The 23,610-nt window shown below is 73.5% G+C and carries 21 protein-coding genes; 9 read left to right on the top strand and 12 right to left on the bottom strand.

Features of this window, described 5'->3' with window-relative positions; genetic code table 11:
• Nucleotides 1-35: 35 nt before the first annotated feature.
• The 9 genes from ACFYVJ_RS24810 to ACFYVJ_RS24850 all read right to left on the bottom strand — a co-directional run bounded on the left by ACFYVJ_RS24810 (nucleotide 36) and on the right by ACFYVJ_RS24850 (nucleotide 10,776).
• Nucleotides 36-941: an isoprenyl transferase gene (locus ACFYVJ_RS24810; protein ID WP_388895348.1), complete on the bottom strand. Its 906-nt coding sequence runs from the start codon at nucleotides 939-941 to the stop codon at nucleotides 36-38.
• A 113-nt stretch (nucleotides 942-1,054) separates the two neighbouring features.
• On the bottom strand, nucleotides 1,055-1,801 hold the full coding sequence (gene recO, locus ACFYVJ_RS24815; RefSeq protein ID WP_388895350.1) for a DNA repair protein RecO: 747 nt from the start codon (nucleotides 1,799-1,801) through the stop codon (nucleotides 1,055-1,057).
• 112 nt (nucleotides 1,802-1,913) lie between these two features.
• Nucleotides 1,914-3,821: an exo-alpha-sialidase gene (locus tag ACFYVJ_RS24820; protein WP_388895352.1), complete on the bottom strand. Its 1,908-nt coding sequence runs from the start codon at nucleotides 3,819-3,821 to the stop codon at nucleotides 1,914-1,916.
• Between the two features lie 202 nt (nucleotides 3,822-4,023).
• Nucleotides 4,024-4,716 (bottom strand): FadR/GntR family transcriptional regulator, encoded by a 693-nt coding sequence (locus tag ACFYVJ_RS24825; protein ID WP_388895445.1) that lies wholly within the window; start codon nucleotides 4,714-4,716, stop codon nucleotides 4,024-4,026.
• A gap of 101 nt (nucleotides 4,717-4,817) precedes the next feature.
• Complete coding sequence (locus tag ACFYVJ_RS24830) at nucleotides 4,818-5,522, bottom strand: response regulator transcription factor (RefSeq protein WP_047015725.1); 705 nt, start codon at nucleotides 5,520-5,522, stop codon at nucleotides 4,818-4,820.
• A complete protein-coding gene (locus ACFYVJ_RS24835) occupies nucleotides 5,519-6,916 on the bottom strand; it encodes a sensor histidine kinase (RefSeq protein ID WP_388895354.1) in 1,398 nt (465 codons plus the stop codon). Before ACFYVJ_RS24835 ends, ACFYVJ_RS24830 begins: the two co-directional genes overlap by 4 nt.
• A 165-nt stretch (nucleotides 6,917-7,081) precedes the next feature.
• Complete coding sequence (locus tag ACFYVJ_RS24840; protein WP_388895447.1) at nucleotides 7,082-9,154, bottom strand: MMPL family transporter; 2,073 nt, start codon at nucleotides 9,152-9,154, stop codon at nucleotides 7,082-7,084.
• Between the two features lie 214 nt (nucleotides 9,155-9,368).
• Entirely contained in the window at nucleotides 9,369-9,635 is a 267-nt protein-coding gene (locus ACFYVJ_RS24845; protein WP_388895356.1) for a protealysin inhibitor emfourin, read from the bottom strand.
• Nucleotides 9,636-9,645: 10 nt separating this feature from the next.
• Nucleotides 9,646-10,776: a M4 family metallopeptidase gene (locus ACFYVJ_RS24850; RefSeq protein ID WP_388895359.1), complete on the bottom strand. Its 1,131-nt coding sequence runs from the start codon at nucleotides 10,774-10,776 to the stop codon at nucleotides 9,646-9,648.
• Between the two features lie 288 nt (nucleotides 10,777-11,064).
• On the opposite strand from ACFYVJ_RS24850, the gene leuA reads away from it, so the two are divergent.
• Entirely contained in the window at nucleotides 11,065-12,831 is a 1,767-nt protein-coding gene (gene leuA / locus ACFYVJ_RS24855; RefSeq protein ID WP_388895362.1) for a 2-isopropylmalate synthase, read from the top strand.
• Between the two features lie 160 nt (nucleotides 12,832-12,991).
• Nucleotides 12,992-13,687, top strand: coding sequence for a TerB family tellurite resistance protein (locus ACFYVJ_RS24860; RefSeq protein ID WP_388895365.1), 696 nt, complete (start codon nucleotides 12,992-12,994; stop codon nucleotides 13,685-13,687).
• Between the two features lie 74 nt (nucleotides 13,688-13,761).
• On the opposite strand, the gene era is transcribed toward ACFYVJ_RS24860, so the two are convergent.
• Both era and ACFYVJ_RS24870 read right to left on the bottom strand, forming a co-directional pair.
• Nucleotides 13,762-14,691 carry a GTPase Era gene (era, locus tag ACFYVJ_RS24865; protein ID WP_388895368.1) on the bottom strand — a complete coding sequence of 310 codons (930 nt, stop codon included), beginning with the start codon at nucleotides 14,689-14,691 and terminating at the stop codon, nucleotides 13,762-13,764.
• A gap of 184 nt (nucleotides 14,692-14,875) precedes the next feature.
• Nucleotides 14,876-15,886, bottom strand: coding sequence for an aldo/keto reductase (locus ACFYVJ_RS24870; RefSeq protein WP_388895371.1), 1,011 nt, complete (start codon nucleotides 15,884-15,886; stop codon nucleotides 14,876-14,878).
• Nucleotides 15,887-15,947: 61 nt separating this feature from the next.
• Between ACFYVJ_RS24870 and ACFYVJ_RS24875 the strand changes: the two genes are divergently transcribed.
• From ACFYVJ_RS24875 to ACFYVJ_RS24900, 6 genes are all read left to right on the top strand, one after another.
• A complete protein-coding gene (locus ACFYVJ_RS24875) occupies nucleotides 15,948-16,928 on the top strand; it encodes a LysR substrate-binding domain-containing protein (protein ID WP_388895375.1) in 981 nt (326 codons plus the stop codon).
• A 183-nt stretch (nucleotides 16,929-17,111) separates the two neighbouring features.
• Entirely contained in the window at nucleotides 17,112-17,513 is a 402-nt protein-coding gene (locus ACFYVJ_RS24880; RefSeq protein WP_388895377.1) for a hypothetical protein, read from the top strand.
• A 98-nt stretch (nucleotides 17,514-17,611) separates the two neighbouring features.
• The gene (locus ACFYVJ_RS24885) at nucleotides 17,612-17,920 is read left to right on the top strand and encodes a hypothetical protein (protein WP_388895379.1); all 309 of its coding nucleotides are present in this window, start codon (nucleotides 17,612-17,614) and stop codon (nucleotides 17,918-17,920) included.
• Nucleotides 17,921-18,171: 251 nt separating this feature from the next.
• Complete coding sequence (locus tag ACFYVJ_RS24890) at nucleotides 18,172-19,209, top strand: PhoH family protein (protein ID WP_388895382.1); 1,038 nt, start codon at nucleotides 18,172-18,174, stop codon at nucleotides 19,207-19,209.
• 4 nt (nucleotides 19,210-19,213) lie between these two features.
• Nucleotides 19,214-19,711, top strand: coding sequence for an rRNA maturation RNase YbeY (ybeY, locus tag ACFYVJ_RS24895; RefSeq protein ID WP_388895385.1), 498 nt, complete (start codon nucleotides 19,214-19,216; stop codon nucleotides 19,709-19,711).
• Complete coding sequence (locus tag ACFYVJ_RS24900; RefSeq protein WP_388895388.1) at nucleotides 19,708-21,039, top strand: hemolysin family protein; 1,332 nt, start codon at nucleotides 19,708-19,710, stop codon at nucleotides 21,037-21,039. The genes ybeY and ACFYVJ_RS24900 overlap by 4 nt, the downstream gene beginning before the upstream one ends.
• Before the next feature lie 41 nt (nucleotides 21,040-21,080).
• On the opposite strand, the gene ACFYVJ_RS24905 is transcribed toward ACFYVJ_RS24900, so the two are convergent.
• Nucleotides 21,081-22,607: an MFS transporter gene (locus ACFYVJ_RS24905; RefSeq protein WP_388895391.1), complete on the bottom strand. Its 1,527-nt coding sequence runs from the start codon at nucleotides 22,605-22,607 to the stop codon at nucleotides 21,081-21,083.
• A gap of 87 nt (nucleotides 22,608-22,694) precedes the next feature.
• On the opposite strand from ACFYVJ_RS24905, the gene ACFYVJ_RS24910 reads away from it, so the two are divergent.
• On the top strand, nucleotides 22,695-23,588 hold the full coding sequence (locus ACFYVJ_RS24910; RefSeq protein ID WP_388895393.1) for a helix-turn-helix transcriptional regulator: 894 nt from the start codon (nucleotides 22,695-22,697) through the stop codon (nucleotides 23,586-23,588).
• The last annotated feature ends 22 nt before the right edge of the window (nucleotides 23,589-23,610 follow it).

A 23,610-nucleotide genomic window follows, 5' to 3' on the forward strand; every position in this document is an offset into this window, starting at 1 on the left:
TGCGGGCCCGGCCTGCCGGGCGCCTGGCGGGGGTGTCAGCGGCTGTGTGCCTCGTTGCCGGTGTCGGAGCCGGTGTCGGAGCCGGTGTCGAAGCCGGTGTCGAAGCCGGTGTCGAAGCCGTTGCCGGTGTCGTTGGGGATGGCGCCGCCGAAGCGGCGGTCGCGGGAGGCGTACTCGACGCAGGCGCGCCACAGGTCGCGGCGGTCGAAGTCGGGCCACAGGATGTCCTGGAAGACCATTTCGGCGTAGACGCTCTGCCAGATCAGGTAGTTGGAGGTGCGCCGCTCGCCGGAGGGCCGGATGAACAGGTCCACGTCGGGCATGTCGGGGTGGTAGAGGTATTTCGCGAAGGTGCGTTCGCTGACCTTCTTGGGGTCGAGGCGGCCGGCGGCGACGTCGCGGGCGATGCCGGCGGCGGCGTCGGCGATTTCGGCGCGGCCGCCGTAGTTGACGCACATGTAGAGGGTCATGGCGTCGTTGTCGGTGGTCTGTTCTTCGGCGACCTGGAGTTCCTGGACGACGCTCTTCCACAGTTTGGGCATGCGGCCGGCCCAGCGGATGCGTACGCCCATGGCGTCGAGTTCGCTGCGGCGGCGGTGGATGACGTCGCGGTTGAAGTTCATGAGGAAGCGCACTTCGTCGGGTGAGCGCTTCCAGTTCTCGGTGGAGAAGGCGTAGACGGAGAGGTTCTTCACTCCGAGTTCGAGGCAGCCTTTGACGACGTCGAGGACGACGGCTTCGCCGACTTTGTGGCCTTCGGTGCGGGGCAGGCCGCGTTCCTTGGCCCAGCGGCCGTTGCCGTCCATGACGATCGCGACGTGGCCGGGGACCAGCTCGCCGGGCAGCTTCGGCGCGCGGGCGCCGGAGGGGTGCGGCTCGGGGGGCTGGTAGGAGCGGCGGTGCCGCGTCAGGGACGTGCCGCGGATCCCTCGTCGTGCCATGTGCCGTGCTCTCCCGTTCCTCGGCGTGGGCGGTGTCGTTCCCGTCCGTTTTCTCTGTGCTGCCCGGCTTCTGCCCGCCCGGGGCCCGTCTCATGGCGGGCGGTTCCGCCCGGCTACCTTTCGACGTGGCGCAGCGAGCGCAGGCCCCGCTCCAGGTGCCAGTGCAGATAGGCCGCGACGAGGCCGCTGCCTTCTTTGACGTGATGTGCTCCACAGCGGTCGGCGGTGTGCCAGTCGCCGGTCAGGAGTGCGCCGAGCAGCGCAAGTACCTCGGGTGACGGTACGACGCTACCGGGCACGCGGCAATCGCCGCACAGCACTCCCCCCGCGTTGACGGAGAAGAACCTGTTGGGGCCGTCGAGGCCGCAGCGGGCGCAGTCGCCGAAGCTGGGGGCGTAGCCGTTGACGGCGAGGGAGCGCAGCAGGTAGGCGTCGAGGACGAGCTGGGGGGCGTGGGTGCCGCCGGCGAGGGTGCGCAGGGCGCCGACGAGGAGCAGGTACTGCTGGGTGGCAGGTTCGCCTTCCTGGTCGGTGAAGCGTTCCGCGGTCTCCAGCATGGCGGTGCCGGCGGTGTAGCGGCCGTAGTCGGCGGCTATGGGGGCGCCGTAGGGGGCGATGGTCTCGGTCTGGGTGCACATGGGCAGGCCGCGGCCGACGAGGTCGCCGCCGCGGGCGAAGAACTGGACGTCGACGTGGCTGAAGGGTTCGAGGCGGGCGCCGAATTTCGACTTGGTGCGCCTGACGCCGCGGGCGACGGCGCGGACGCGGCCGTGGCCGCGGGTGAGGAGGGAGATGATCCGGTCCGCTTCCCCCAGTTTCTGGGTGCGCAGCACGATGCCGTCGTCGCGGAACAGGGTCATGGGCCCCATTCTTGCCTACGTGGCGGGGTTCGTGCCCGGCGCGGTGCGGGCGGGGGGTGGCGGCGGGGGGCCGGCCCGGGCTGTGGCTGCCCGGGCCGGCGTGGCCGCGGTGTTACTGCGGGTTGACGGTGTCGAGGGGGAGGCGGAGCTGCTGGCCTCGGGGGGCGGGGGCGTTGTCCTTGCGGATGGCGGTCAGCTCGCCGCGGTTGAGGGCGCGGTCGTAGACGCGCATGTCGTCGAGGTAGCCGTGGAAGCGGTTGGCGCCGTCGAGGCGCTGGCCGATGTCGATGCCGCCGATGCCGAATTCGCTGCCTGCGGTGGGTGAGCCGGGCGGGGCGTCGGCGGCGTAGGAGGTGCCGTCGACGCTGAGGGTGAGTTTTCCGCCGGCGCGCTGCAGGGTGACGAAGTGGAAGGCGTTGTCGTTGTACGCGCCGGTGGTCTGGACGCTGACGGCGGCCTGTTCCATCTGCATGCGGGCGATGATGCGGTTCTGTTCGGGTTCCGCGCGCAGCCAGATGGAGGGGGCGTTGCCGCCGACTCCGTAGGCCCACATGATCGCGTGGGCGCCGTTGGTGCGGCCGTACTTGAACCAGCCGGTCCAGGTGAAGTCGCCGTCGCCGACGTCGAGGGAGTCGTTCCAGGGGACTTCGACGCGGGCGTCGACGTGGGGGGCGGCGTTGTCGAGGTAGAGGGACTGGCCGAACTGTCCGGGGCGCAGGTGGGAGCTGCCGCGGACGTAGGCGGTGTTGCCGCTGCCGGAGACGTCGGGGGTGGTCGCGCCGGGGGCGGGGGCGGGGGGCTGCGGCGGGTCGTCGTTGGGCTGGTCGAGGAAGGCGTCGTTGAAGCGGGCCCAGCGGATCGTCTCGTACGGGCTTGCGGCGCCGGCTTCGTAGAGGAGGCCGACGCGGTCGCCGCCGAGTCCGACCATGTCGGAGTAGGCGGTGGGGCCCCAGTGGATGACGCGGCCCTGCTGCCAGGGTTCCCAGGTGGCGCCGTCGTCGCGGGAGGCGCGTACGGACATGACCTTGCGGTCGGCGGGGTGGGCGGGCAGGGAGGCGAGGATCTGGTCGCCGTGGCGGAGGGTGGCGCCCTGGACGACGGGGCTGACGAGGTCGGGGGTGGTGGTGAAGGGGGCGTCGAAGGTGGTGCCGCCGTCGCTGCTGACGGCGGCGGCGCGGTTGCCGGGGTCGGTGCCGCGTTCGTCGCGGGCGGCGGCGTAGACGGAGCCGTCGCGGCGTTCGAAGAGGCTGAGTTCCTGGGGTTTGACGTCGGGTGGCTGGACGGCGCGGGTGTCGTCGGCGCCGAGTTGCCAGGTGGTGCCGCCGTCGTCGCTGTAGAGGAGGTGGGCGCCCTGGCGGCCGTCGAGGCCCTGGTGGTTGCCGCCGACGAGGAGGCGTCCGGCGTGGTCGCCGGTGGTGAGCTGGAGGCCGTGGCCGGGTCCGGTGGCGTACCAGCGGTCCCATGCGGGTCTGGAGAGTTCGGCGGCCATGTTGCGGGCGGCGCTCCAGGTGCGGCCGTTGTCGGTGGAGTGCTGGAGGTAGGGGGTGCGGACGGTGTCGTCGGCGCCGGGGTTGTGGGTGCTGAGGAGGGAGATGCGGCCGGTTTCGCGGTCGACGACGGGGGCGGGGTTGCCGCGGGTGTCGCCGTCGCCGGCGAGGACGACCTGGGGGGCGGTCCAGGTGGCGCCGCCGTCGGTGGAGCGGCGCAGGACGATGTCTATGTCGCCTTTGTCGGCGCAACTGGCGACGCGGCCTTCGGCGAAGGCGAGGAGGGTGCCGTCGGCGGCTTCGACGACGGCGGGGATGCGGTAGCAGAAGTAGCCGCCGGTGCCGCCCTGGAAGAGCACTTCCTGGCTGAACTCGGATGCTGCTGCCGTCTTTGCGGGGTCTTGTGCGCTGGCGTGGGGGGCGAGTGCGGTCAGGCCGGCGCCGAGGACCGCGGCGCACGCCGCGAGGGCGGTGGCGCGGCGGGGGCTTCTTCGGCGGGCGCGGTCTGCGGCAGGTGCGAGGCGTGGCTGCATGGTGCGTCTCGCTTTCGTCGGGGTACGTCGGGCACGTGGAGGCACGTCGGGCAGGTCGGGGTGAACGCCGACAGCGGTGGATGCCCCATGTCCTACGTAGGACGTGGGATGTCCACCGGCGTAACGTAAAGGCAGCCCCCCGTACGGTCAAGGGTCCGTCCGCAGCTACCCGCAGTTCACCTTCTGCTCATGCCTGCGCCGCTCACCCGACGCCGCGCATCGCCTTCCCGGCGCGCGCCTCGATGCCGCGGAAGTGGGTGGTCATCGCGGCCCGTACCTGCTCGCGGTCGCGGGCCCGCAGCGCGGCGACGATCTCCTTGTGGCGGCGGGCGGTGCCCAGCGGCGAGGGGTCGTCGGCCCAGCCGCGGGCGCCGGCGACGCGGTGGAAGACGTTCCAGAACGCGCCGAGGAGCTGCGGGACCAGGGTGTTGCCTATCGAGCGGTAGAGGACCTCGTGGAACTCGCGGTCCTCCTCGGGGAAGACCTCGCCCTGCCCGGCGCGGGTCTCCATGCGCGCGACGATGGTGTCCAGCGCGTCGAGGTCGGCCTCGGGGATGTTCTCCACCACCCGGCTGATCAGGCCCTCTTCGAGTATTTCGCGGACCTGGAGGATCTCGGTGAGGGCGTGCGCGTCGTCACCGCCGAGCTGCACCAGAGTGCGGAAGGTCAGCCCGTCGGCGAGCGGCGTGAGCGACGCCTCGCCGACGTAGGTTCCGTAGCCGTGGCGGATCTCGACGATGTCGAGGGCCTGCAGCGCCTTGAGCGCCTCGCGCACCGAGTTGCGGCTCACCCCCAGGTCGTCCATCAGCTCGGTCTCGGTGGGCAGTACCGCGCCGGGGCGCAGCTTCCGGTCGAGGATGAGCTGCATGATCTCGCGCTGGATCTGGCCGCCCATGCGCTTCCTGCGGTCCGAACGCGGCTGGGGGTGCTTCAGCTCCTGGGGCATGGCGGTATCGTACGCACAAGGAGGGACATCCTACGTGTGATACGGGAGGTTCATCCGGAAGATGAGGAAGATCCCGGAGTGATGAGCCCCGATTCGTAGCCGATGACCACCAACTGCGCCCGGTCGCGGGCGCCGACCTTGCCCATGATCCGGCTCACATGGGTCTTGGCCGTCAGCGGCGACAGCGCCAGCGACTCGGCGATCTCGGTGTTGTTCAGCCCGCGCGCCACCAGCACCAGCACCTGCCGCTCGCGCTCCGACAGGGCGCCGAGCGCCGCCCCGCCGTGCTGCGTCGCCGCCGGCTGCGGCGCCTCCGGCAGCCGCACCAGGCGCTCGATGAGGCGGGCCGTGGGGCCGGGCGAGAGCAGCGCGTCGCCGGCGGCGACCGTGCGGATGGCCTCCAGCAGCGCCGCCGGCTGGGTGTCCTTGACGAGGAAGCCGGAGGCGCCGGCGCGCAGCGCGGCCATGATGTGCTCGTCGGTGTCGTAGGTGGTGAGGACCAGGACCCGGACGCCCGCCAGGTCCTCGTCCGCGGCGATGAGCCGGGTCGCCTCGATGCCGTCGAGCTCCGGCATCCGCAGGTCCATCACCACCAGGTCGACGCGCTCGCTGCGGGTCAGCGCCACGGCCTCGCGGCCGTTGCCCGCCTCGCCGACGACCTCCATGTCGGCGGCGGAGTCGACGAGCATGGCGAACGCCTTGCGCACCAGGGTCTGGTCGTCGGCGAGCAGGACGCGGATGGGCTGCGCGGTCATGCGGTGCGGCTCCTGTCGGTGAAGGCGGTACGGGCCCCGGGCCGGTCGGCGGGGGCCGCCTGGTCCGCGGGCGCGGCGGATGCGGCGGGTGCTGCGGGATCCGCGGGTGCCGCCGCTGCCGGGGGGTCCGCTTCCACGGTCTCGACGCCCTCGGGTCCCGCCGGTGCGCACGGCAGCACGGCGGTGACCGCGAAGCCCGCGGCGTCCGTGCGGCGGGCCGCCTGAAGGGTGCCGCCGACGCTGCGGGCCCGCTCGCGCATGCCGACGATGCCGTAGCCGGGACGCGCACCGGGCCCCGCGCCCGCGGCCGCGGGCGGCGCGGCGGGCGCCTTCGCCGGATGGGCGGGCCCGTCGTCGACGACGGCGATACGCAACTCGCCCGCCCCCTCGTCGTACGTGACGGCGACCCGCACGTGCACCGCGGACCCGGCGTGCTGCACGGCGTTGGTCAGCGACTGCTGCACGATCCGGTACGCCGCCGCCCCCACCCCCCGCGGCACGTCGCGGGCCGCGTCGGCGACGTCCAGGCGCACCTCGGCGCCGCCGGAGCGCGCCGCCGCCGCCAGGTCGTCAAGACCTGCCAGGCCCGGCGGCGGCCGGGTGCCGTCCACGGCGTCGCCGCCGCGCAGCACCTGCAGCGTGGTGCGCAGTTCCGCACGCGAGTCGCGGCAGGTGCCGGCGATGCCGTCGAGGGCGTCGGCCAGCGCCGCCCGGTCCAGCCGGCCGGGGTCGGCGACCAGCAGGTGCGCGGCCACCGACGTCTGCACGCCGATGAGGGTGATGCTGTGCGCCAGCAGGTCGTGCAGGTCCTGGGCGATGCGCAGCCGCTCCTCGGCGACCCGGCGGGCGGCGGTCTCCTCCCGGGTGCGCTCGGCGCGTTCCGCGCGCTCGACGATGGCGCCGACGTAGTTGCGGTGCACCCGCACCGCCTCGCCGAGCAGCGCCACCGACATGACCCAGCCGGAGGTGCGCAGCAGTTCCGCGCCCTGGTCGGCGTTGCGCAGCGTCAGCATGGTGACGGCCAGGACGACGAGCCCGCAGGTGATCAGCAGCGTCCGCAGCCGGGGTCCGGCGACGGCCAGGGAGTAGACGGCGACCATCATCGTCGGCGTCGGCGCGCTGTGGACGTTGTCGAGGATGTGGTACGGCGCCTCGGGGAGGACGCAGACGAGGAAGACGGCCATCGGGTAGTGGCGGCGCCAGGCCAGCACCGCCACCATGACGAGCAGCAGCACCCAGCCGAAGGCGTCCGGCCGGTGCGCGGATTCCTCGACGCCGCCGAACAGCGCCAGGCACGCGACGACGACGCCGACGAGCGCGGTGAACAGAACGTCCCGGCGCGTCGGCTTCTTCAGCCCGCTCAGCCGGGTCCTCGCTGACTGCATGACCACCATCCTCGCCTACGTCTCCTCAGGCGAAACTCCTCGGTACGGGCGGGCCGTTCCCGCGCACCCGCCGGGCGCGGAAACGGCCGGGCCCGGCCGGGCGGCGATCCCGCGGGACCGCCGCCCGGCCGGGGCGGGGGGCCGTACGGTGCGTACGGCCCTGGCCGGCTGGTGCTAGCGCGCCGCGCCCGCGCCCGCCGGTTCCGGCTCCTGCACCTCGCCGGGATCGGGCGGCGGGGCCTCCTCGCGCTTCGACAGCGGTCCCGGCCACCAGATCTTCTTGCCCAGCAGCCAGCTCGCGGACGTCACCAGGTAGGTGCGCACCAGGAACGTGTCCAGCAGCACGCCGACCGCGACGACGAAACCCAGCTCGAACATCATCACCATCGGCATCGTCGCCAGCGCCGCGAACGTCGCCGCCAGCACCAGCCCCGCCGAGGCGATCACGCCGCCGGTGCGGCGCAGCGCCGTGAGCGCCGCGGTGCGGGTGTCGGCGCCGTTCATGGCCTCCTCGCGCATCCGGTGCAGCAGGAAGATGCCGTAATCGACACCCAGCGCCACCCCGAAGACGAAGGTCAGCAGCGCCAGTTCGCCGCCGATGCCCGGATAGCCCATGACCGGCTCGAAGATCAGGCCGCCGATGCCCATCGCCGCGCCCCACGACGCCACCACGGCGACGGTCAGCACCAGCGGCGCCACCAGGCTGCGCAGCAGCACGACGAGGATGACCAGGACGGCCGCCAGGGTGAGCGGGATGACGAGCTTGCGGTCGCCGGCGTTGGCCTCCGCCAGGTCCAGCGCCTCGGCGCTGGGCCCGCCCACCAGGGCATCGGCGCCGTCGACGGCGCCCAGTTCGGAGCGCAGGTCCGCGATCGTACGGTCCTCCCCCGCGGACTGCGGCGGGTCGGCGGCGTAGACGGTGATCTCGCTGAACCCGTTGCCGGAGCGCGCCAGCTCCGCGGAGGCGACGCCCTCGACGCCCTCGGCCGCCGACAGCGCCGCGTCCGCGCCCGCGTCCTTGGCGACGACGACGATCGCCTGGGCGCTCTGCTCGGGATAGGCGTCCTTCAGCTTCTCCATCGCGGTGATCGACTCGGGCTTGTCGGTGAAGGCGTCCTCCTGCTTGAGGTTGCCCGGCAGGTTGAACGCGCCGAGCGCCAGCGCGCCCAGCAGCACCACGCCGCCCACGAGGATCGCCGCCGGGCGGCGGCCCACCGAGGAGCCCATCCGGTCGAAGAAGCCGCGCCGCTTGGGCTCGCTGCCGTAGGCGGGGACAAGCGGCCAGAAGATGCGGCGGCCGAAGAGGACCATCAGCGCCGGCAGCAGCGTCGTCATGACCGCGAGCGCGCACACCACGCCGACCGCGCCGACCGGGCCGAGGCCCGCGCTGGAGTTGAGGTCCGCGGCCAGCAGGCAGATCAGGCCCGCCGCGACCGTGCCGGAGGAGGCGAGGATCGCCGGGCCGCAGTTGCGTACGGCCGTCAGCATCGCTTCCTGCGGGTCGGTGGTGCGGCGCAGCTCCTCGCGGTACCGGGCCACGAGCAGCAGCGCGTAGTCGGTGCCCGCGCCGAAGATGAGCACCGTCATCACCGCGGAGCTCATCGAGTTGACCGTCAGGTCGAACGCCTGGATGAGGCCGTAGACGACGGCCATCGCGCTCATCGACGCGACGCCCACGCAGACCAGCGGCAGCAGCCACAGGAACGGGCTGCGGTAGGTGAGGATCAGCAGGATCGTCACGATGCCCGCCGTGGCGTACATCAGGGTGCCGTCGACCTCTTCGTAGACCGCCTCGGAGTCGGTCTGGATGCCGGCGGGGCCGCCGAGTTCGACGGACAGGCCCTCGGGGGGATCCGCGACGACCTCCTCGCGGATCTCCTCGACGGCCGCCGTTTGGGCATCCTCGTCGGGCAGTCCGACGACGGAGAACGGCAGCATCAGCGTGCTGCCGTCCTCGGCGGGCACGGCCTGCGGCGTGCCGTCCTTCGCCAGCTCGAACCGGTCGGCGACGGCGCCGGCGTGCCCGGCGGCCAGTTCGCGGTCGGCGGCGGTGATGCCGCCGTCGCGCTGGTAGACGAGGATGCCGTCGAGGGTGTCGCCGCCGGGCATGTCCTCGGCTATCTGCGACACCTGGGTGGAGTCGGCGCTGCCGGGCAGGTAGTCGACGGCGCGGTCGCGGCTGACGTCGCCGAGCTTGCTGCCGAACGGCATGGCCAGGGCGAGGATCGCGACCCACAGGCCGAGCACGGCCCAGGGCAGCCAGCGGCGCCCCCGTCTCGTCGCGGGGCCTGGCGGCGCTTCTGGTGGTGCGGATACGGCGCCCATGGCGGGCTCTCCCTCCGGGAAGCAACTGGACTGCGCCCAGCTTCCCCCGGCGATCCGGCACGGGCTTCGCTCCCGGGTGCCAAACCTCGCCTACTGCACGGGGTGGCCTTCGGCCGCCGTTGCTCCCCGGGGAGTACTACGCACCCTCCTTCAGCACCGTCCGCACCAGCGCCCGTTGCGCCTCGGTCAGCTTCGGGTCGGCGAAGTGCACGGTGCGGCCGCCGGCCGTGACGCGGTACGCGAAGCCGTCCGGTACGCCCGCCGGCGGGGCCGCACCGGCCTCCGCGAGCACCCGTCCTGCCAGCGCCTCCAGGCCGGCCGCGTCCGCGCGGCCGGCCGTGTCCAGGGTCGCCTCGCGGGTCAGGCCCGCGAAGCCCCCGGTGCGGGTGACGGTGATGCGCATGCCCCCACGCCTACCCCGCCTGCGGCGCCGCACCCTCCCGCGCCGGGGTCTGCCGCGGCACCGTGGCCTCCGCGTCGGTGTCCACCCCGACCTGCGACCACGCCGAGAGCACCGCGGTGCGCTCCGCGCCGTCGCCGTAGCGGGCCTCGGCGGCGGCGACGGTGGCGGCGGCGAACGCGGCGAAGTCGGCGGTGGTGGTGAGGCCGCCGCCGGTCAGCACGTCGTACCAGATGCGGCCCGCGCGCTCCCAGGCGTTGCCGCCGAGGTCGGTGGCCAGCAGGTAGAAGGCGTGGTTGGGGATGCCGGAGTTGATGTGGACGCCTCCGTTGTCGGTGGAGGTGTCGACGTAGTCGGCCATCGTCGCCGGCTGCGGGTCCTTGCCGAGGACGTCGTCGTCGTAGGCGGTGCCGGGGGCCTTCATCGAGCGCAGCGCCTCCCCGGTCACCCCGGGGGCCAGCAGCTCGGCGCCGATGAGCCAGTCGGCGTCGGCGGCGCCCTGGCCCAGGACGTACTGCTTGATGAGGGAGCCGAAGACGTCGGAGACCGACTCGTTGAGCGCCCCGGACTGGCCGAAGTACTCCAGGTTCGCCGTGTACTGGGTGACGCCGTGCGTCAGCTCGTGGCCGATGACGTCGACGGCGAGGGTGAAGTCGAGGAACACCTCGCCGTCGCCGTCGCCGAAGACCATCTGCTCGCCGTCCCAGAAGGCGTTGCCGTAGTCCTCGCCGTAGTGGACGCTCGCGTTCAGCGGCAGTCCGGCGCCGTCGATGGAGTCGCGGGCGAAGCCGCTGAGGAACAGGTCGAAGGTGGCGCCGAGGCCGTCGTAGGCGCGGTTGACGGTGGCGTCGTCGACCGCCGCCCCGCCCTCCTTGCGGACTTCCGTGCCCGGCAGGTCCTGGGTCTGCCCGGCGTCGTAGACCGTCCGCTTCGGCTTCGCGTCGTCCTGCGCCCGGCGGGCGGCCGTCGGGGCGGCGGCGCCGCGCACGGTGGTGATGCGGCGGCGGGTGCGCTGCAGCGCGTCGCGCTCCAGGGTGCGGCGGGCGCGCGCCGACACCGCCGGGTTGTCCGTACGGGCCAGCTTGTCCAGCATGTGGGGCGGCACGATCGTGCAGAACACGGGGGTGCGTGAGGATGCGTCCATACCCGCAATGTGTCACTGGGTAACCGGCTTGTCACTCCCCGCAGCGGGTTCTTCGCGATTTCGGGTGGCGGGGGCCGCCGCGGGCTCGGCGCGGGGTCTCGCATCGTGATACTGATCGCCCGGCGCCGCCGCGGCTGGGCTACATTGGTCGGCATCGTGCGATACGGGCTGCTTCTTCTTAGCCGCCGCGGCGAGGGTCTGCTGTCGTAGACCGACCCCCTCCCCGCGGAGTCCGGTGCTGCCACCCGTCGGTCGACGACCAGCTCGCGCGAAGGAGCCCACGCCACCATGTCCCACCCCGGTAACGCCGTCGGCCGCGGCACGCCCGTCACCGCCGCCACCGTGCGCCAGCAGCCCTCCGGCATGCCCGTGCACCGCTACCGCCCGTACGACGCCGTCGACATCCCCGACCGCACCTGGCCGGGCAACCGCGTCACCCGCGCGCCCCGGTGGCTCTCCACCGACCTGCGCGACGGCAACCAGGCCCTGATCGACCCCATGTCGCCGGCGCGGAAACGCGCCATGTTCGACCTCCTGGTACGCATGGGCTACAAGGAGATCGAGGTCGGCTTCCCCTCCTCCGGGCAGACGGACTTCGACTTCGTCCGCTCCATCATCGAGGACGGCGCCATCCCCGAGGACGTGACGATCTCCGTCCTGACCCAGGCCCGCGAAGAGCTGATCGAGCGCACCGTGGCGTCGCTGAAGGGCGCCCACCGCGCCACCGTCCACCTGTACAACGCCACCGCGCCCGTCTGGCGCGAGGTCGTCTTCCGCGGCTCGCGCGACGCGGTGAGGCAGATCGCCGTCGACGGCACCCGGCTGGTCGTGGAGTACGCCGAGAAGATGCTCGACGACCGCACCGCCTTCGGCTACCAGTACAGCCCGGAGATCTTCACCGACACCGAACTGGACTTCGCGCTGGAGGTCTGCGAGGGCGTCATGGACGTCTGGCAGCCCGAGGACGGCCGCGAGATCATCCTCAACCTGCCGGCCACCGTCGAGCGCTCCACGCCCTCCACGCACGCCGACCGCTTCGAGTGGATGTCGCGGAACCTGTCCCGCCGCGAGCACGTCTGCCTGTCCGTCCACCCGCACAACGACCGCGGCACCGCCGTCGCCGCCGCCGAGCTGGCGCTCATGGCGGGCGCCGACCGCGTCGAGGGCTGCCTGTTCGGGCAGGGCGAGCGGACCGGCAACGTCGACCTGGTCACCCTGGGCATGAACCTCTTCTCCCAGGGCGTCGACCCGATGATCGACTTCTCCGGGATCGACGAGATCCGGCGCACCTACGAGTACTGCAACCAGATGGGCGTCCACCCCCGCCACCCCTACGTCGGCGACCTCGTCTACACCGCCTTCTCCGGCTCCCACCAGGACGCCATCAAGAAGGGCTTCGAGGCGATGGACGCCAAGGCCGCGCAGGCCGGCAAGCCCGTCGGGGAGATGGCCTGGGCGGTGCCGTACCTGCCCATCGACCCCAAGGACGTCGGCCGCTCCTACGAGGCCGTCATCCGCGTCAACTCCCAGTCCGGCAAGGGCGGCGTGGCGTACGTGCTCCAGCACGACCACAGCCTCGACCTGCCGCGGCGCATGCAGGTGGAGTTCTCCCGCATCATCCAGACCAAGACCGACGCCGAGGGCGGCGAGGTCACCCCCGCGCAGATCTGGGACGTCTTCCGCGACGAGTACCTGCCCAACCCCGGCAACGCCTGGGGCCGCATCCAGCTCCGCGGCGGGCAGACCACCACCGACCGCGACGGCGTCGACACCCTCACCGTCCAGGCCGACGTCGACGGCGCGGAGACCACCCTCGTCGGCACCGGCAACGGTCCCATCTCCGCGTTCTTCCACGCCCTCCAGGGCGTCGGCATCGACGCGCGGCTCCTGGACTACCAGGAGCACACGATGAGCGAGGGCGCCAGCGCGCAGGCCGCCTCGTACATCGAGGTCGCCGTCGACGGCAAGGTGCTGTGGGGCATCGGCATCGACGCCAACACCACCCGCGCGTCGCTGAAGGCCGTCGTCTCCGCGGTCAACCGCGCCGCCCGCTGACCGCCGCGGCACCCCGGAGCACCGAGCGCCCCGCGCGCCGTCCGACCGCGGACGGGGCGCGGGGCGCGGCTCGTTCGCACCGCCTTGACGTGCACGAGGGCTGACGATGTCGGCCGGTGTGGTTAGCATCACGTCAGCGCGGCAGCGTTGCCGAAGCGTGATGGAGGTCGACGTGACGCATATCCTCCGCCGGTTCGCCGGCGTGCGGACGTCCTGGCACACCGAGTCGGACGGTGAGTTCTTCTGCCCCGGCTGCGGCGGCGACCGCAACTACCGCCGGCGCAGCGGCAGACGGCGGTTCACCGTCCTCGGCGTGCCCGTGCTGCCGCGCGGCACCGCGGGACCCGTCGTCGAATGCGCCGGCTGCGGCGGCCACTTCGGCCTCACGTCCCTGGCCGAGCCCACCTCGACGCGCTTCGCGCTGCTGCTGCGCGACGCCACCCACGCCGTCGCGCTCGCCGTCCTGCACGCCGGCGGCACCTCCTCCTCCGCCGTCCGCTGCACCGCGGTCACCGCCGTGCGCACCGCGGGCTACGACGACTGCACCGAGGAGCAGTTGCTGACGCTGCTGGCGGCCATCGAGGCCGACTCGGGCCGGATGCCCGACCTGTGCGCCGACCTGCCGCCGGAGCAGCGGAACTTCGAGGCGGAGCTGCGCGAGACGCTGGCGCCGCTGGCGCCCCACCTGGTGTCCGCCGGAAGGGAGTCGATCCTGCTGAGCGGCGCGCGCATCGCGCTCGCGGACGGGGCGTACACGCCGCCGGAGTGGGAGACGCTCGTCGTCGTCGGCGACGCGCTGCTGCTGCCGGCCTCGGACGTCGAGCGGCTGCTGACGTCGGCGCGTACGCCGTCGTAAGGGGCGCGCGGGACCCGTGCGCCTCTACGCGCCCCCGCGTACCGCCGCCCGCCCTCCGTCCGCACTCCCCCGGCTCAGAAGCCCAGCCGGCGCAGCTTCTTCGGGTCCCGCTGCCAGTCCTTGGCGACCTTCACGTGGATGTCGAGATACACCGGCGTGCCCAGCAGCGCCTCGATGTGGCCGCGGGCCTTGGTGCCGATCTCCTTCAGCCGCTTGCCCTTCGGCCCGATGACGATCCCCTTCTGGCTGTCCCGCTCGATGAACAGGTTGGCGTGGATGTCCAGCAGCGGCCGGTCCGCCGGGCGGTCCTCGCGCGGCTCCATCTCGTCGACCACCACCGCGATCGAGTGCGGCAGCTCGTCCCGTACGCCCTCCAGGGCCGCCTCCCGGATCAGCTCGGCGACCATCACCTGCTCCGGCTCGTCGGTCAGCTCCCCGTCCGGGTACAGCTCCGGGCCCTCCGGCAGCAGCGGCACCAGCAGGTCCGCGAGCAGGCCGACCTGCTTGCCCTCGACCGCCGAGACCGGCACCACCTCGGCCCACTCGAAGCCCAGGTCCTTCGCCATCCGGTCCACCGCCACGAGCTGCGCGGCGACCGTGTCGGAGTCGGCCAGGTCGGTCTTGGTGACGACGGCGACCTTGGGGGTACGCCGCAGGGCGGCCAGCTCGCCGGCGATGTACCGGTCGCCCGGGCCGATCTTCTCGTCCGCGGGCGCGCAGAAGCCGATCACGTCGACCTCGGCCCAGGTGGCGCGCACCGCGTCGTTGAGCCGCTGGCCCAGCAGCGTGCGCGGCTTGTGGTAGCCGGGGGTGTCGACGAGCACGAGCTGCGCGTCGGGGCGGTGCACGATGCCGCGCACGGTGTGCCGGGTCGTCTGCGGCCGGCTGGAGGTGATGGCCACCTTCTGGCCGACCAGCGCGTTGGTGAGGGTCGACTTGCCGGCGTTGGGCCGGCCGACGAAGCAGGCGAAGCCGGAGCGGTGCCCGGTGTCAGGGGTGGTCATGGGGAGTATTCTCCCCGACCGCCGCCCGGCGTCCGCCGCCGCTCCGGTCCCGGCGGCCGCGGGCCGGAGTGGCGGGACCGGAGCGGCGGCGGGCCGACCCGGGCCGCCGCGGCCCGCGCGGGCGCCACGCGCCGGCCGCGGGCCGCGGCGGGGGTCACGCGCCGGCCGCGGGCCGCGGCGGGGGTCACGCGCCCAGCAGCCGCGCCCCGCCCTCCGGGGCCAGCCCGGCGAGGACCTTGTCGATCCGCGCCAGGGTGTCGGGGTGCAGTTCGACGTGCGCGGCCGCCACGTTCTCCTCGATGTGCGCCGGGGTCCGGCTGCCGGGGATGGGCACGACGTGGTCGTCCTGGTGCAGCAGCCACGCCAGCGCGAGCTGCCCCGGGGTCAGCCCCACGTCGGCGGCCACGGCGCGCAGCGGCGCGAAGCGGTCGTGGTTGGCCTTGAGGTTCGCCGCGTCGAAGGCGCCGATGTTGCGGCGGAAGTCGCTCTCCGCGACGTCCGTCACGGAGCCGGTGAGGAAGCCCGTACCCAGCGGCCCCCAGGCGACGACGCCCACGCCCAGCTCCCGCGCCGCCGCGTGCAGCTCCGGGTCGACCGGCGTCCACATCGACCACTGCGCCTGCACCGCCGCGACCGGGTGCACGGCGTGCGCGCGGCGCAACTGGTCCGCGGTGACGTTGGACAGGCCCAGGTGGCGCACCTTGCCCTCGGCGACCAGCTCGGCCATCGCGCCCGCCGTGTCCTCGATCGGCACCGCCGGGTCGGGGAAGTGCACGTAGTAGAGGTCGATGCGGTCGGTGTCCAGGTTGCGCAGCGAACGCTCGGCGTAGCCGCGCACGTACCGCGGCTCGGCGTTGACGGTGAGGTTGCCGAAGGCGTAGCTGACGGGGTGCGCGCGGCCCTCGACGCCCTCGGGCAGGCTCAGCCCGAACTTCGTCGCCACCACCACCTCGTCGCGCCGGCCGGCGAGGGCCCGGCCGATCAGGCGCTCGTTGTGGCCGTCGGGGCCGTAGCCGTCGGAGCTGTCGACGTGCGTGGCGCCCGCGTCGAGGGCGGCGTGCAGCGCGGCGACGCCGCGGTCGTCGTCGGTCTCGCCGTAGACGCCGGGCGAGAGCACCATCGCGCCGTAGCCGATGGCGGGGGACTCCAGGGTGCCGAGAGTGCGGGTGGGGACGGTGTGTGAAGCAGTGGTCATGCCCGCAGCCTCCGCGGAATTGCGTGGCGGCGTCCAAGACCTATGGCTATAACCGGTGGCTATGGACGTCCACGTACGCGATCTGCGCTACTTCGCGGCGGTCGCGGAAGAGCTGAGCTTCACCCGCGCCGCCGAGCGGCTGTACGTCTCGCAGCCCGCGCTCTCCAAGCAGATCCGGGCGCTGGAGCGGCAGCTCGGCTTCCCCCTCTTCGAGCGGGGAGCGCGGACGATCGCGCTCACCCCGCAGGGCGCGGCGCTGCTGCCGGCGGTGCGGGAGCTGACGGCGGGCTGGGCGGAGGCGGTACGGGCCGCGCGCACGGCCGGGCCCGCGGAGTCGCTGGCGGTGGGCATGCAGACGGCGGTGGGGCGTGACCTGCAGCGTGAGGTGCTGGGCCGGTTCCGGGAGCGGGGCTGGCGGATCTCGCTGCGGCTGGTCAACTGGGAGGACCCCACCGCGGGGCTGGCGGGCGGGGGCGCGGACGCGGCGTTCTGCTGGCTGCCGGTGCCGGGGGTGGGCAGGGAGCTGACGGCGAAGGTCCTCGCCCGGGAGGAGCGCTGGGTGGCGCTGCCGCTGGGACACCGGTTCGCGGACCGGGCGTCGGTGGACTTCGCCGAGCTGCTCGACGAGCCGTTCGTGGCGCTGCCGCGGTCGGCGGGCGTGCTGCGCGACTTCTGGCTGGGCACGGCGGAGCGGGGCGGGCGGGAGCCGGTGGTGGCGCTGGAGGCGTCGTCGCCGGAGGAGGTGTTCGAGGCGGTGGGCGCGGGCCTGGGCGTGGTGCTGCTGGCGGAGGGCAACGCCCGGCTGTACCCGCGCCCGGACGTGGTGTCGGTGCCGGTGCGGGGGCTGGCGCCGTGCGAGCTCGCGCTGCTGTGGCGGACGGCCGACGGGCGCCGGGAGGTCGCGGAGTTCGCGGCGGCGTTCCGGGAGGCACCGGTCGCCGCGGGCGGCGGACCGGTACCGGGACCGGTCCGGCAGGGCGGCAGGGCCCGGGAGGGCACGAGGGAGCACACCTGGACGTCGCAGACGTCGCGGCCGGCGTGAGCGTGAGGCACGTGTGTGGCCGGGGCGCGGGGGTGCGGGCGCGCTGGTCCGGGGCGCGGGCGTGCGCCGCGCGTGTGGGGTCTTGGCGGGCGGCGCGGGCGCCGGACGGAGGGCGCGGCGGCGCGCGGAACATCACCCTCAGGATGGACTGTACGGAACGTAGCACCGTGGTTACCTGAAGTCGTGATCGTCCGTGCCGCGCTCGTCCGCGGGCTCGCCCTGCGCGCCCTGCTCGCGCTGCTCCTCGGGGTGCTCCTGGTGCCCGGCGGAGCGGTCGAGCGCGCGAGCGCCGCGGACGGCTACTCCACGTCCTCCGCCGCCCCCGGGGCGGCCGGGGCCGCCGGAGCCGCGGGCGAAGCGGCCCCCGGCGAGGACACCGGCCCCGCGCCCGCCCTCGCCAGGCGCGGGCCCCGGCCGGCGAAGGCCGGGCGCACCGACCACGCCGGCCGCGTCGCGGCCGCCGCCTGGCCCGCACCCCGGATCGCACAGGACGCCGGGAAGACCGGCCCCCCGTGGTGCCCGTACGCCCCGGAGGCCGCGGTGCTCGCCGCCGCCCGGGGGCGGTACGCCGTACTGCGCTGCTGACAGGGCCCGCGCGGCGGGCCCGTTCGCGTACGGACGCACGCCTGCCCCGCTGCCCGTACCCCCCACGTCAGCACGCCAGCGGCAAGCCGGAGTTCGCCATGCCGATCGACCTCTCGCGCGCGCTCGAAGCGTACGTGCGCGCCCAGACCCTCCCGCCCCCGCCCGCAGACCGACCCGCCGACCGAACCGGCGACCGACCCACCGATCAGCCCGCCGACCAGCCGCCCGAACCCGAGCCCCGGGACCGCCTCTCCACCGGCCACGACCCGGCCCCCGGCCCCGGCCCCGTACCCGGCCCCGTACCCGACGACACCCCCCACCCCGCTCCCCCGGAACCGCAGGCCGACGCCGCCCGCCCCGCCCCCGACGTCCCGCCCGAGCCGCCGGGGGCTCCGCTGCCGGCGTAACGGCGCCCCGCCGCTCACGGGCTACCGCGGTACCGCGGTAGCCCGTGAGCAGGCACCCGCACCTCTCCCACACGTCTGGCGTACCGTCCTCGAAACTCACTGGCCACAGCCGCACCTCCCCCCGTTACGATGGCGTCAGGGCCTGCGTGTGGAGCAGGCGTCGGGGCCCCGGGCGTGGTCCGTCCGGCGGGCCCTCCTCACAGTTCCGCGAGCGAAGAAGTGGGATGAGATTCAGGCCCGAGGGCCGGCCCATGACACAGACACCCGTAAGCCGCACCCCCGAAGAGGGGCAGGCCCGCGCCCACATCACCATCCCCGCGAAGCACCCCATGGTGACCGTGCTGGGCTCCGGAGACTCCCTCCTGCGGGTCATCGAGAAGGCGTTCCCCAGCACCGACATCCACGTGCGGGGCAACGAGGTCAGCGCTGTAGGCGCGTCCGAGGAAGTCACCCTCGTGCAGCGCCTCTTCGACGAGATGCTGCTCGTCCTGCGCACCGGAGCCCCCATGACGGAGGACGCGGTGGAGCGGACGATCGCCATGCTCAAATCCGACCGCGACGACGAGGCCGGCGGCCACGCCGCCCCCTCCGAGGTCCTGACGCAGAACATCCTGTCGAACCGCGGCAAGACGATCCGCCCGAAGACGCTGAACCAGAAGCGCTACGTCGACGCCATCGACAAGCACACCATCGTCTTCGGCATCGGCCCCGCGGGCACCGGCAAGACGTACCTCGCCATGGCCAAGGCGGTCCAGGCCCTGCAGTCCAAGCAGGTCAACCGCATCATCCTGACCCGCCCCGCGGTCGAGGCAGGCGAGCGCCTCGGCTTCCTGCCGGGCACGCTGTACGAGAAGATCGACCCGTACCTGCGCCCGCTGTACGACGCGCTGCACGACATGCTGGACCCGGACTCGATCCCGCGCCTGATGGCCGCGGGCACGATCGAGGTGGCCCCGCTCGCCTACATGCGCGGCCGCAGCCTGAATGACGCTTTCATCATCCTCGACGAGGCGCAGAACACGAATCCCGAGCAGATGAAGATGTTCCTGACCCGGCTGGGGTTCAACTCCAAGATCGTCGTCACCGGTGACGTCACCCAGGTCGACCTGCCGGGCGGGACGAAGAGCGGGCTGCGGCAGGTGCAGGGGATCCTGGGCGAGGTTCAGGACGTGCACTTCTCGACGCTGACCAGCAAGGACGTCGTACGGCACAAGCTGGTGAGCCGGATCGTCGAGGCGTACGACAAGTACGACGTCAGGAACGGCGACGACAGGAACGGCAGGGCCTAGACCCGTGTCCGTCGAGGTCAACAACGAATCCGGGGTCGAGGCCGACGAGGAGGCCGTGCTCGGGGCCGCGCGCTACGCGCTGGCGCGGATGCGGATCCACCCGCTGTCCGAGCTGTCGGTCATCCTCGTCGACCCCGCCGCGATGGAGCAGTTGCACGTGCAGTGGATGGACGAGCCGGGGCCGACGGACGTGATGTCGTTCCCCATGGACGAGCTGCGTCCGCCCGCCAAGGACGACGAAGAGCCCGTGCAGGGCCTCCTCGGCGACATCGTGCTCTGTCCCGAGGTCGCCCGCACGCAGGGTGCCGCGGCGCCGACCGGGCATTCCATGGACGAGGAGCTGCAGTTGCTCACGGTGCACGGGGTGCTGCACCTCCTCGGCTACGAGCACGAGGAGCCCGCGGAGAAGGCCGAGATGTTCGGTCTGCAGAAGGCGATCGTCGACGGCTGGCGCGCCGAGCGCGGCGTGACCGGTCCTTCGCCGGCGCCCACCGAGCGATGACCGCCCGGCTGATCGCCGCGGCGGTCCTGCTCGTGGGGGTCGGCTGGCTCGCGTCGTGCGCCGAGACGGCGCTGGCGCGGACGACGCGGATCGCCGCCGAGGACGCGGTACGGGCCGGGCGGCGCGGCTCCGCGAAGCTGCTGGCGGTGACGTCCGACCCGGTGCGCTATCTGAACGTGGCGCTGCTGGTGCGGGTCGGCTGCGAGATGGCCGCGGGCGCGCTCGTCACGTACGCCTCGCTGCGGCATTTCGACCGCACCTGGGAGGCGTTGACGGTCGCGATCGCCGCGATGGTCCTCGTCTCGTACGTCGCGATCGGCGTCTCGCCGCGCACCATCGGGCGCCAGCACCCGGTGGCGACCGCGACGGCCTCCGCGTACGTGCTGCTGCCGCTGGCCCGGATCATGGGCCCGGTGCCGCGGCTGCTGATCCTGCTCGGCAACGCGCTGACGCCGGGCAGGGGTTTCCGCCAGGGGCCGTTCGCCTCGGAGGCGGAGCTGCGCGCGATGGTGGACCTGGCGGAGAAGGAGTCGCTGATCGAGGACGAGGAGCGGCGCATGGTCCACTCCGTCTTCGAACTCGGCGACACCCTGGTGCGCGAGGTGATGGTGCCGCGGACCGACGTGGTGACCATCGAGCGGTACAAGACGCTCCGGCAGGCGCTGACGCTCGCGCTGCGCTCCGGTTTCTCGCGGATCCCGGTGACCGGTGAGAGCGAGGACGACGTCGTCGGCGTGGTGTACCTGAAGGATCTGGCGCGCAAGGTGCACATCAGCCGGGAGGCCGAGTCGGAGCTGGTGTCGACGGCGATGCGGCCGGCGGCGTTCGTACCGGACACGAAGAAGGCCGCGGACATGCTGCGGGAGATGCAGCAGCAGCGGATCCACGTGGCGGTCGTCATCGACGAGTACGGGTCGACGGCCGGGATCGTGACGATCGAGGACATCCTGGAGGAGATCGTCGGCGAGATCACCGACGAGTACGACCGGGAGCTGCCGCCTGCGGCGGAGCTGGGCGAGGGCCGCTTCCGCGTCACGGCCCGGCTGGACATCGGCGACCTGGGCGAGCTGTACGACCTGGAGCTGGACGACGAGGACGTGGAGACCGTCGGCGGGCTGCTGGCCAAGCAGTTGGGCCGGGTGCCGATCGCGGGGGCGACGGCGGAGGTCGACGTGACGCACGACGGTTCCGACCCGGGGCTGCGGGCGCTGCGGCTGACGGCGGAGTCTCCCGCCGGGCGGCGGAACAAGATCGTGACGGTGCTGGTGGAACCGGTGCGGGAGGTGCCGGTGGAGCAGGACGAGGGGGCGCAGGGCAAGGGGGCGTAGGACAGCGGGGCGCAGGACGAGGGGGCGTGGGCGGGGCACCGTCAGGCCGCCCTCCGGGTGCCGCCCCGCAGGCCCGCCGTCGTCAGCAGCGCCACCGCGACCAGCACCGCCGCGTCCGCCGCCAGGCCGAGCCGCAGGCCGTCGAGCAGCCCGCCGCGGCTGGCCGCCAGCGCGCTGAGTAGCGGGATGCCCGTGGTCATGGCGATCTGCTGGGCGCTGGTGACGATGCCGGTGGCCAGGCCCTGCTGCTCGTCGGGCACGCCTGAGGTCACCGTCAGGCCGTACGCGACGACCGCGCAGAGGTGGCAGAAGCCCGCGACCGCACCGCAGACGGTGACCAGCCATACGCCCGCCGGCGATTCGCCGACGAACACCACCGGCGCGGTGGTCAGGCCCTGCACGAGCAGCCCCGCCTGGAGCGTGCGGTGGGCGCCCCAGCGGGCGACCAGCCGGGGCGCGACGGTGCCGCCGAGGGCGGCGGTCAGGCCCAGGAGACCGAAGACGAGCCCGGTGCCGAGGGCGCTGACGCCGCGGATCTGCTGGAGGTAGAGGGTGCCGAGGAAGATGAAGGAACTCATCATCGAGTACGTCGCGAAGCCGCCGAGCGCGCCCCAGGCCACCGTCGGACGGCGCAGCAGCGGCAGGGAGACCAGCGGCTCCGCGGTCCTGGACTCGATCACGCCGAACGCGGCGAGCAGCGTGGCGCCGGCGACGAGGGTGAGGGGCACGTCCGGGCGGCCGAAGCCGTGTTCCGCGGCGGTGGACAGGGCGTAGATCACCGCGAGGAGGCCGCCGGTGACGGTGACCGCGCCGGGTACGTCCAGGCGGGGACGGCGGTCGGGGCGGCTCTCGGTGAGCACGCCGGGCGCCACGGCCAGCACGGCGGCACCGGCGACGGAGAGCACGGCCATGGTGGAGCGCCAGCCGAACGCCTCGGTGAGGACGCCGCCCAGCAGCATTCCGGCGGTGAAGCCGAGCGCCATGATGCTGCCCATGATGCTCAGCGCCCGGGAGCGCTGCGGGCCCTCGGGGAAGCCGGTGGTGAGCAGGGCCATGCCGGTGGGGACGAGGGCGGCGGCACCGAGGCCCTGGAGGGCCCGGCCGGCGAGGAACGACGCGGCGTCCCAGGCGAACGTGGCCAGGACGGACGAGACGGTGAAGACGACGAGGCCGGTGAGGAAGAGCCGGCGGCGGCCGAAGAGGTCGCCGATGCGGCCGAAGAGCAGCAGGAAGCCGCCGGTGGGCAGGGCGAAGGCGGTGACGGCCCACTGCAGGATCGCCTGGCCGAGGCCGAGGTCGGCGCCGAGTTCGGGGAGGGCGACGTTGAGGATGGAGAAGTCGAGCGCGACCATGAACTGCGAGGCGCACAGGACGAGGAGCACCAGCCGGGCCCGGCCGGTGAACCGGACGGGGGTGGCGCCGGTGTTGCTGCCGGTGGTGCCTGGTGCGCGGCGGCGCGCGGCGGGGGCGGCCGTCTTGCCGTCGGCGGCCGGGGCCGGACCGGCCGCGCCGGAAGGGGCCGTCCGGTCGTCGGCGGCCGGGGTCGGGGGCGGGTTGTCGGTGGGCATGGGAACAGCGTCCGGCGGGCCGCGGTTGGCTGGGGAGCGGCTGTTTATCCTGGTGGCCGCACCACCACGTACGGGCGGAGGGGATGGATGGCTGCGACCGCGACGCCGTCCGCGGGCGGCATGAGGTCGGGCAGGCACCGGGAGCTGCGCGCGTTCCTGAGGTCCCGCAGGGCGCGGGTGAGCCCCGCAGAGGCGGGGCTGCCGGACGGCGGCGCGCGGCGCCGGACGCCGGGGCTGCGGCGCGAGGAGGTCGCGGTGCTGGCCGGGGTGGGCGCTTCCTGGTACCAGTGGCTGGAGCAGGGGCGGGACATCACGGTCTCGCCGCAGGTGCTGGACGCGGTGGCGCGGGTGCTGCGGCTGAGCGACGTGGAGCGGCGGCACCTGTACATGCTGGCGGGGCTGAACCCGCCGGTGCGGACGTCGGCGTACGACACGGACTACCTGTGCGACGGGCTGCGGCGGGTCATCGACAGTTGGATGCCGCTGCCGGGGCACATCATGGACGTGTACTGGAACGTGATCGCGCACAACGGCGCGGCGGCCATGGTCTTCGGGATGCACCCGGAGGCGTCCGAGAACTGCCTGGTCAACTTCTTCACCGACCCTGTGTACCGGTCCCGTTCGGTGCGCTGGGAGCAGACGGCGCCGATCGTGGTCGCGGAGTACCGGGCGGCGATGGCGGAGCGGCCGGACGACGAGGGCTTCCGGCTGGTCGTCGACGAACTGGCGGAGCGGAGCGAGGAGTTCCGCGAGCTGTGGCGGCACGTGGACGTGGCGGCGGCCGGGCAGACGGCGAAGGAGGTCGACCATCCCCTGGTGGGCCCGCTGTTCCTGGAGAGCACGCATCTGCAGTTGCCGGCCCGCCCGGACCTGACGATCGTCCTGCACAACGCGGCGGAGGGGACGGAGACGGCGGCGAAGCTCCGCCGGCTGACCGGCCCGGAGGGCCGCGAGGAGGCCCCGCGGCGGGTCGCGGGCTGACGGCCGCGGGCCGCGCCGCGGG

This window comes from Streptomyces sp. NPDC004134 (genome assembly GCF_042874195.1).
Lineage (GTDB): Bacteria > Actinomycetota > Actinomycetes > Streptomycetales > Streptomycetaceae > Streptomyces.

Excerpts from the sequence above, each read along its gene's own strand:
- ACFYVJ_RS24810 (WP_388895348.1), bottom strand. The coding sequence starts at position 941 with ATGGCACGACGAGGGATCCGCGGCACGTCCCTGACGCGGCACCGCCGC.
- recO (WP_388895350.1), bottom strand. The coding sequence starts at position 1,801 with ATGACCCTGTTCCGCGACGACGGCATCGTGCTGCGCACCCAGAAACTG.
- ACFYVJ_RS24820 (WP_388895352.1), bottom strand. The coding sequence starts at position 3,821 with ATGCAGCCACGCCTCGCACCTGCCGCAGACCGCGCCCGCCGAAGAAGC.
- ACFYVJ_RS24825 (WP_388895445.1), bottom strand. The coding sequence starts at position 4,716 with ATGGGCGGCCAGATCCAGCGCGAGATCATGCAGCTCATCCTCGACCGG.
- ACFYVJ_RS24830 (WP_047015725.1), bottom strand. The coding sequence starts at position 5,522 with ATGACCGCGCAGCCCATCCGCGTCCTGCTCGCCGACGACCAGACCCTG.
- ACFYVJ_RS24835 (WP_388895354.1), bottom strand. The coding sequence starts at position 6,916 with ATGGTGGTCATGCAGTCAGCGAGGACCCGGCTGAGCGGGCTGAAGAAG.
- ACFYVJ_RS24845 (WP_388895356.1), bottom strand. The coding sequence starts at position 9,635 with ATGCGCATCACCGTCACCCGCACCGGGGGCTTCGCGGGCCTGACCCGC.
- ACFYVJ_RS24850 (WP_388895359.1), bottom strand. The coding sequence starts at position 10,776 with ATGGACGCATCCTCACGCACCCCCGTGTTCTGCACGATCGTGCCGCCC.
- leuA (WP_388895362.1), top strand. The coding sequence starts at position 11,065 with ATGTCCCACCCCGGTAACGCCGTCGGCCGCGGCACGCCCGTCACCGCC.
- ACFYVJ_RS24860 (WP_388895365.1), top strand. The coding sequence starts at position 12,992 with ATGGAGGTCGACGTGACGCATATCCTCCGCCGGTTCGCCGGCGTGCGG.
- era (WP_388895368.1), bottom strand. The coding sequence starts at position 14,691 with ATGACCACCCCTGACACCGGGCACCGCTCCGGCTTCGCCTGCTTCGTC.
- ACFYVJ_RS24870 (WP_388895371.1), bottom strand. The coding sequence starts at position 15,886 with ATGACCACTGCTTCACACACCGTCCCCACCCGCACTCTCGGCACCCTG.
- ACFYVJ_RS24875 (WP_388895375.1), top strand. The coding sequence starts at position 15,948 with ATGGACGTCCACGTACGCGATCTGCGCTACTTCGCGGCGGTCGCGGAA.
- ACFYVJ_RS24885 (WP_388895379.1), top strand. The coding sequence starts at position 17,612 with ATGCCGATCGACCTCTCGCGCGCGCTCGAAGCGTACGTGCGCGCCCAG.
- ACFYVJ_RS24890 (WP_388895382.1), top strand. The coding sequence starts at position 18,172 with ATGACACAGACACCCGTAAGCCGCACCCCCGAAGAGGGGCAGGCCCGC.
- ACFYVJ_RS24900 (WP_388895388.1), top strand. The coding sequence starts at position 19,708 with ATGACCGCCCGGCTGATCGCCGCGGCGGTCCTGCTCGTGGGGGTCGGC.
- ACFYVJ_RS24905 (WP_388895391.1), bottom strand. The coding sequence starts at position 22,607 with ATGCCCACCGACAACCCGCCCCCGACCCCGGCCGCCGACGACCGGACG.
- ACFYVJ_RS24910 (WP_388895393.1), top strand. The coding sequence starts at position 22,695 with ATGGCTGCGACCGCGACGCCGTCCGCGGGCGGCATGAGGTCGGGCAGG.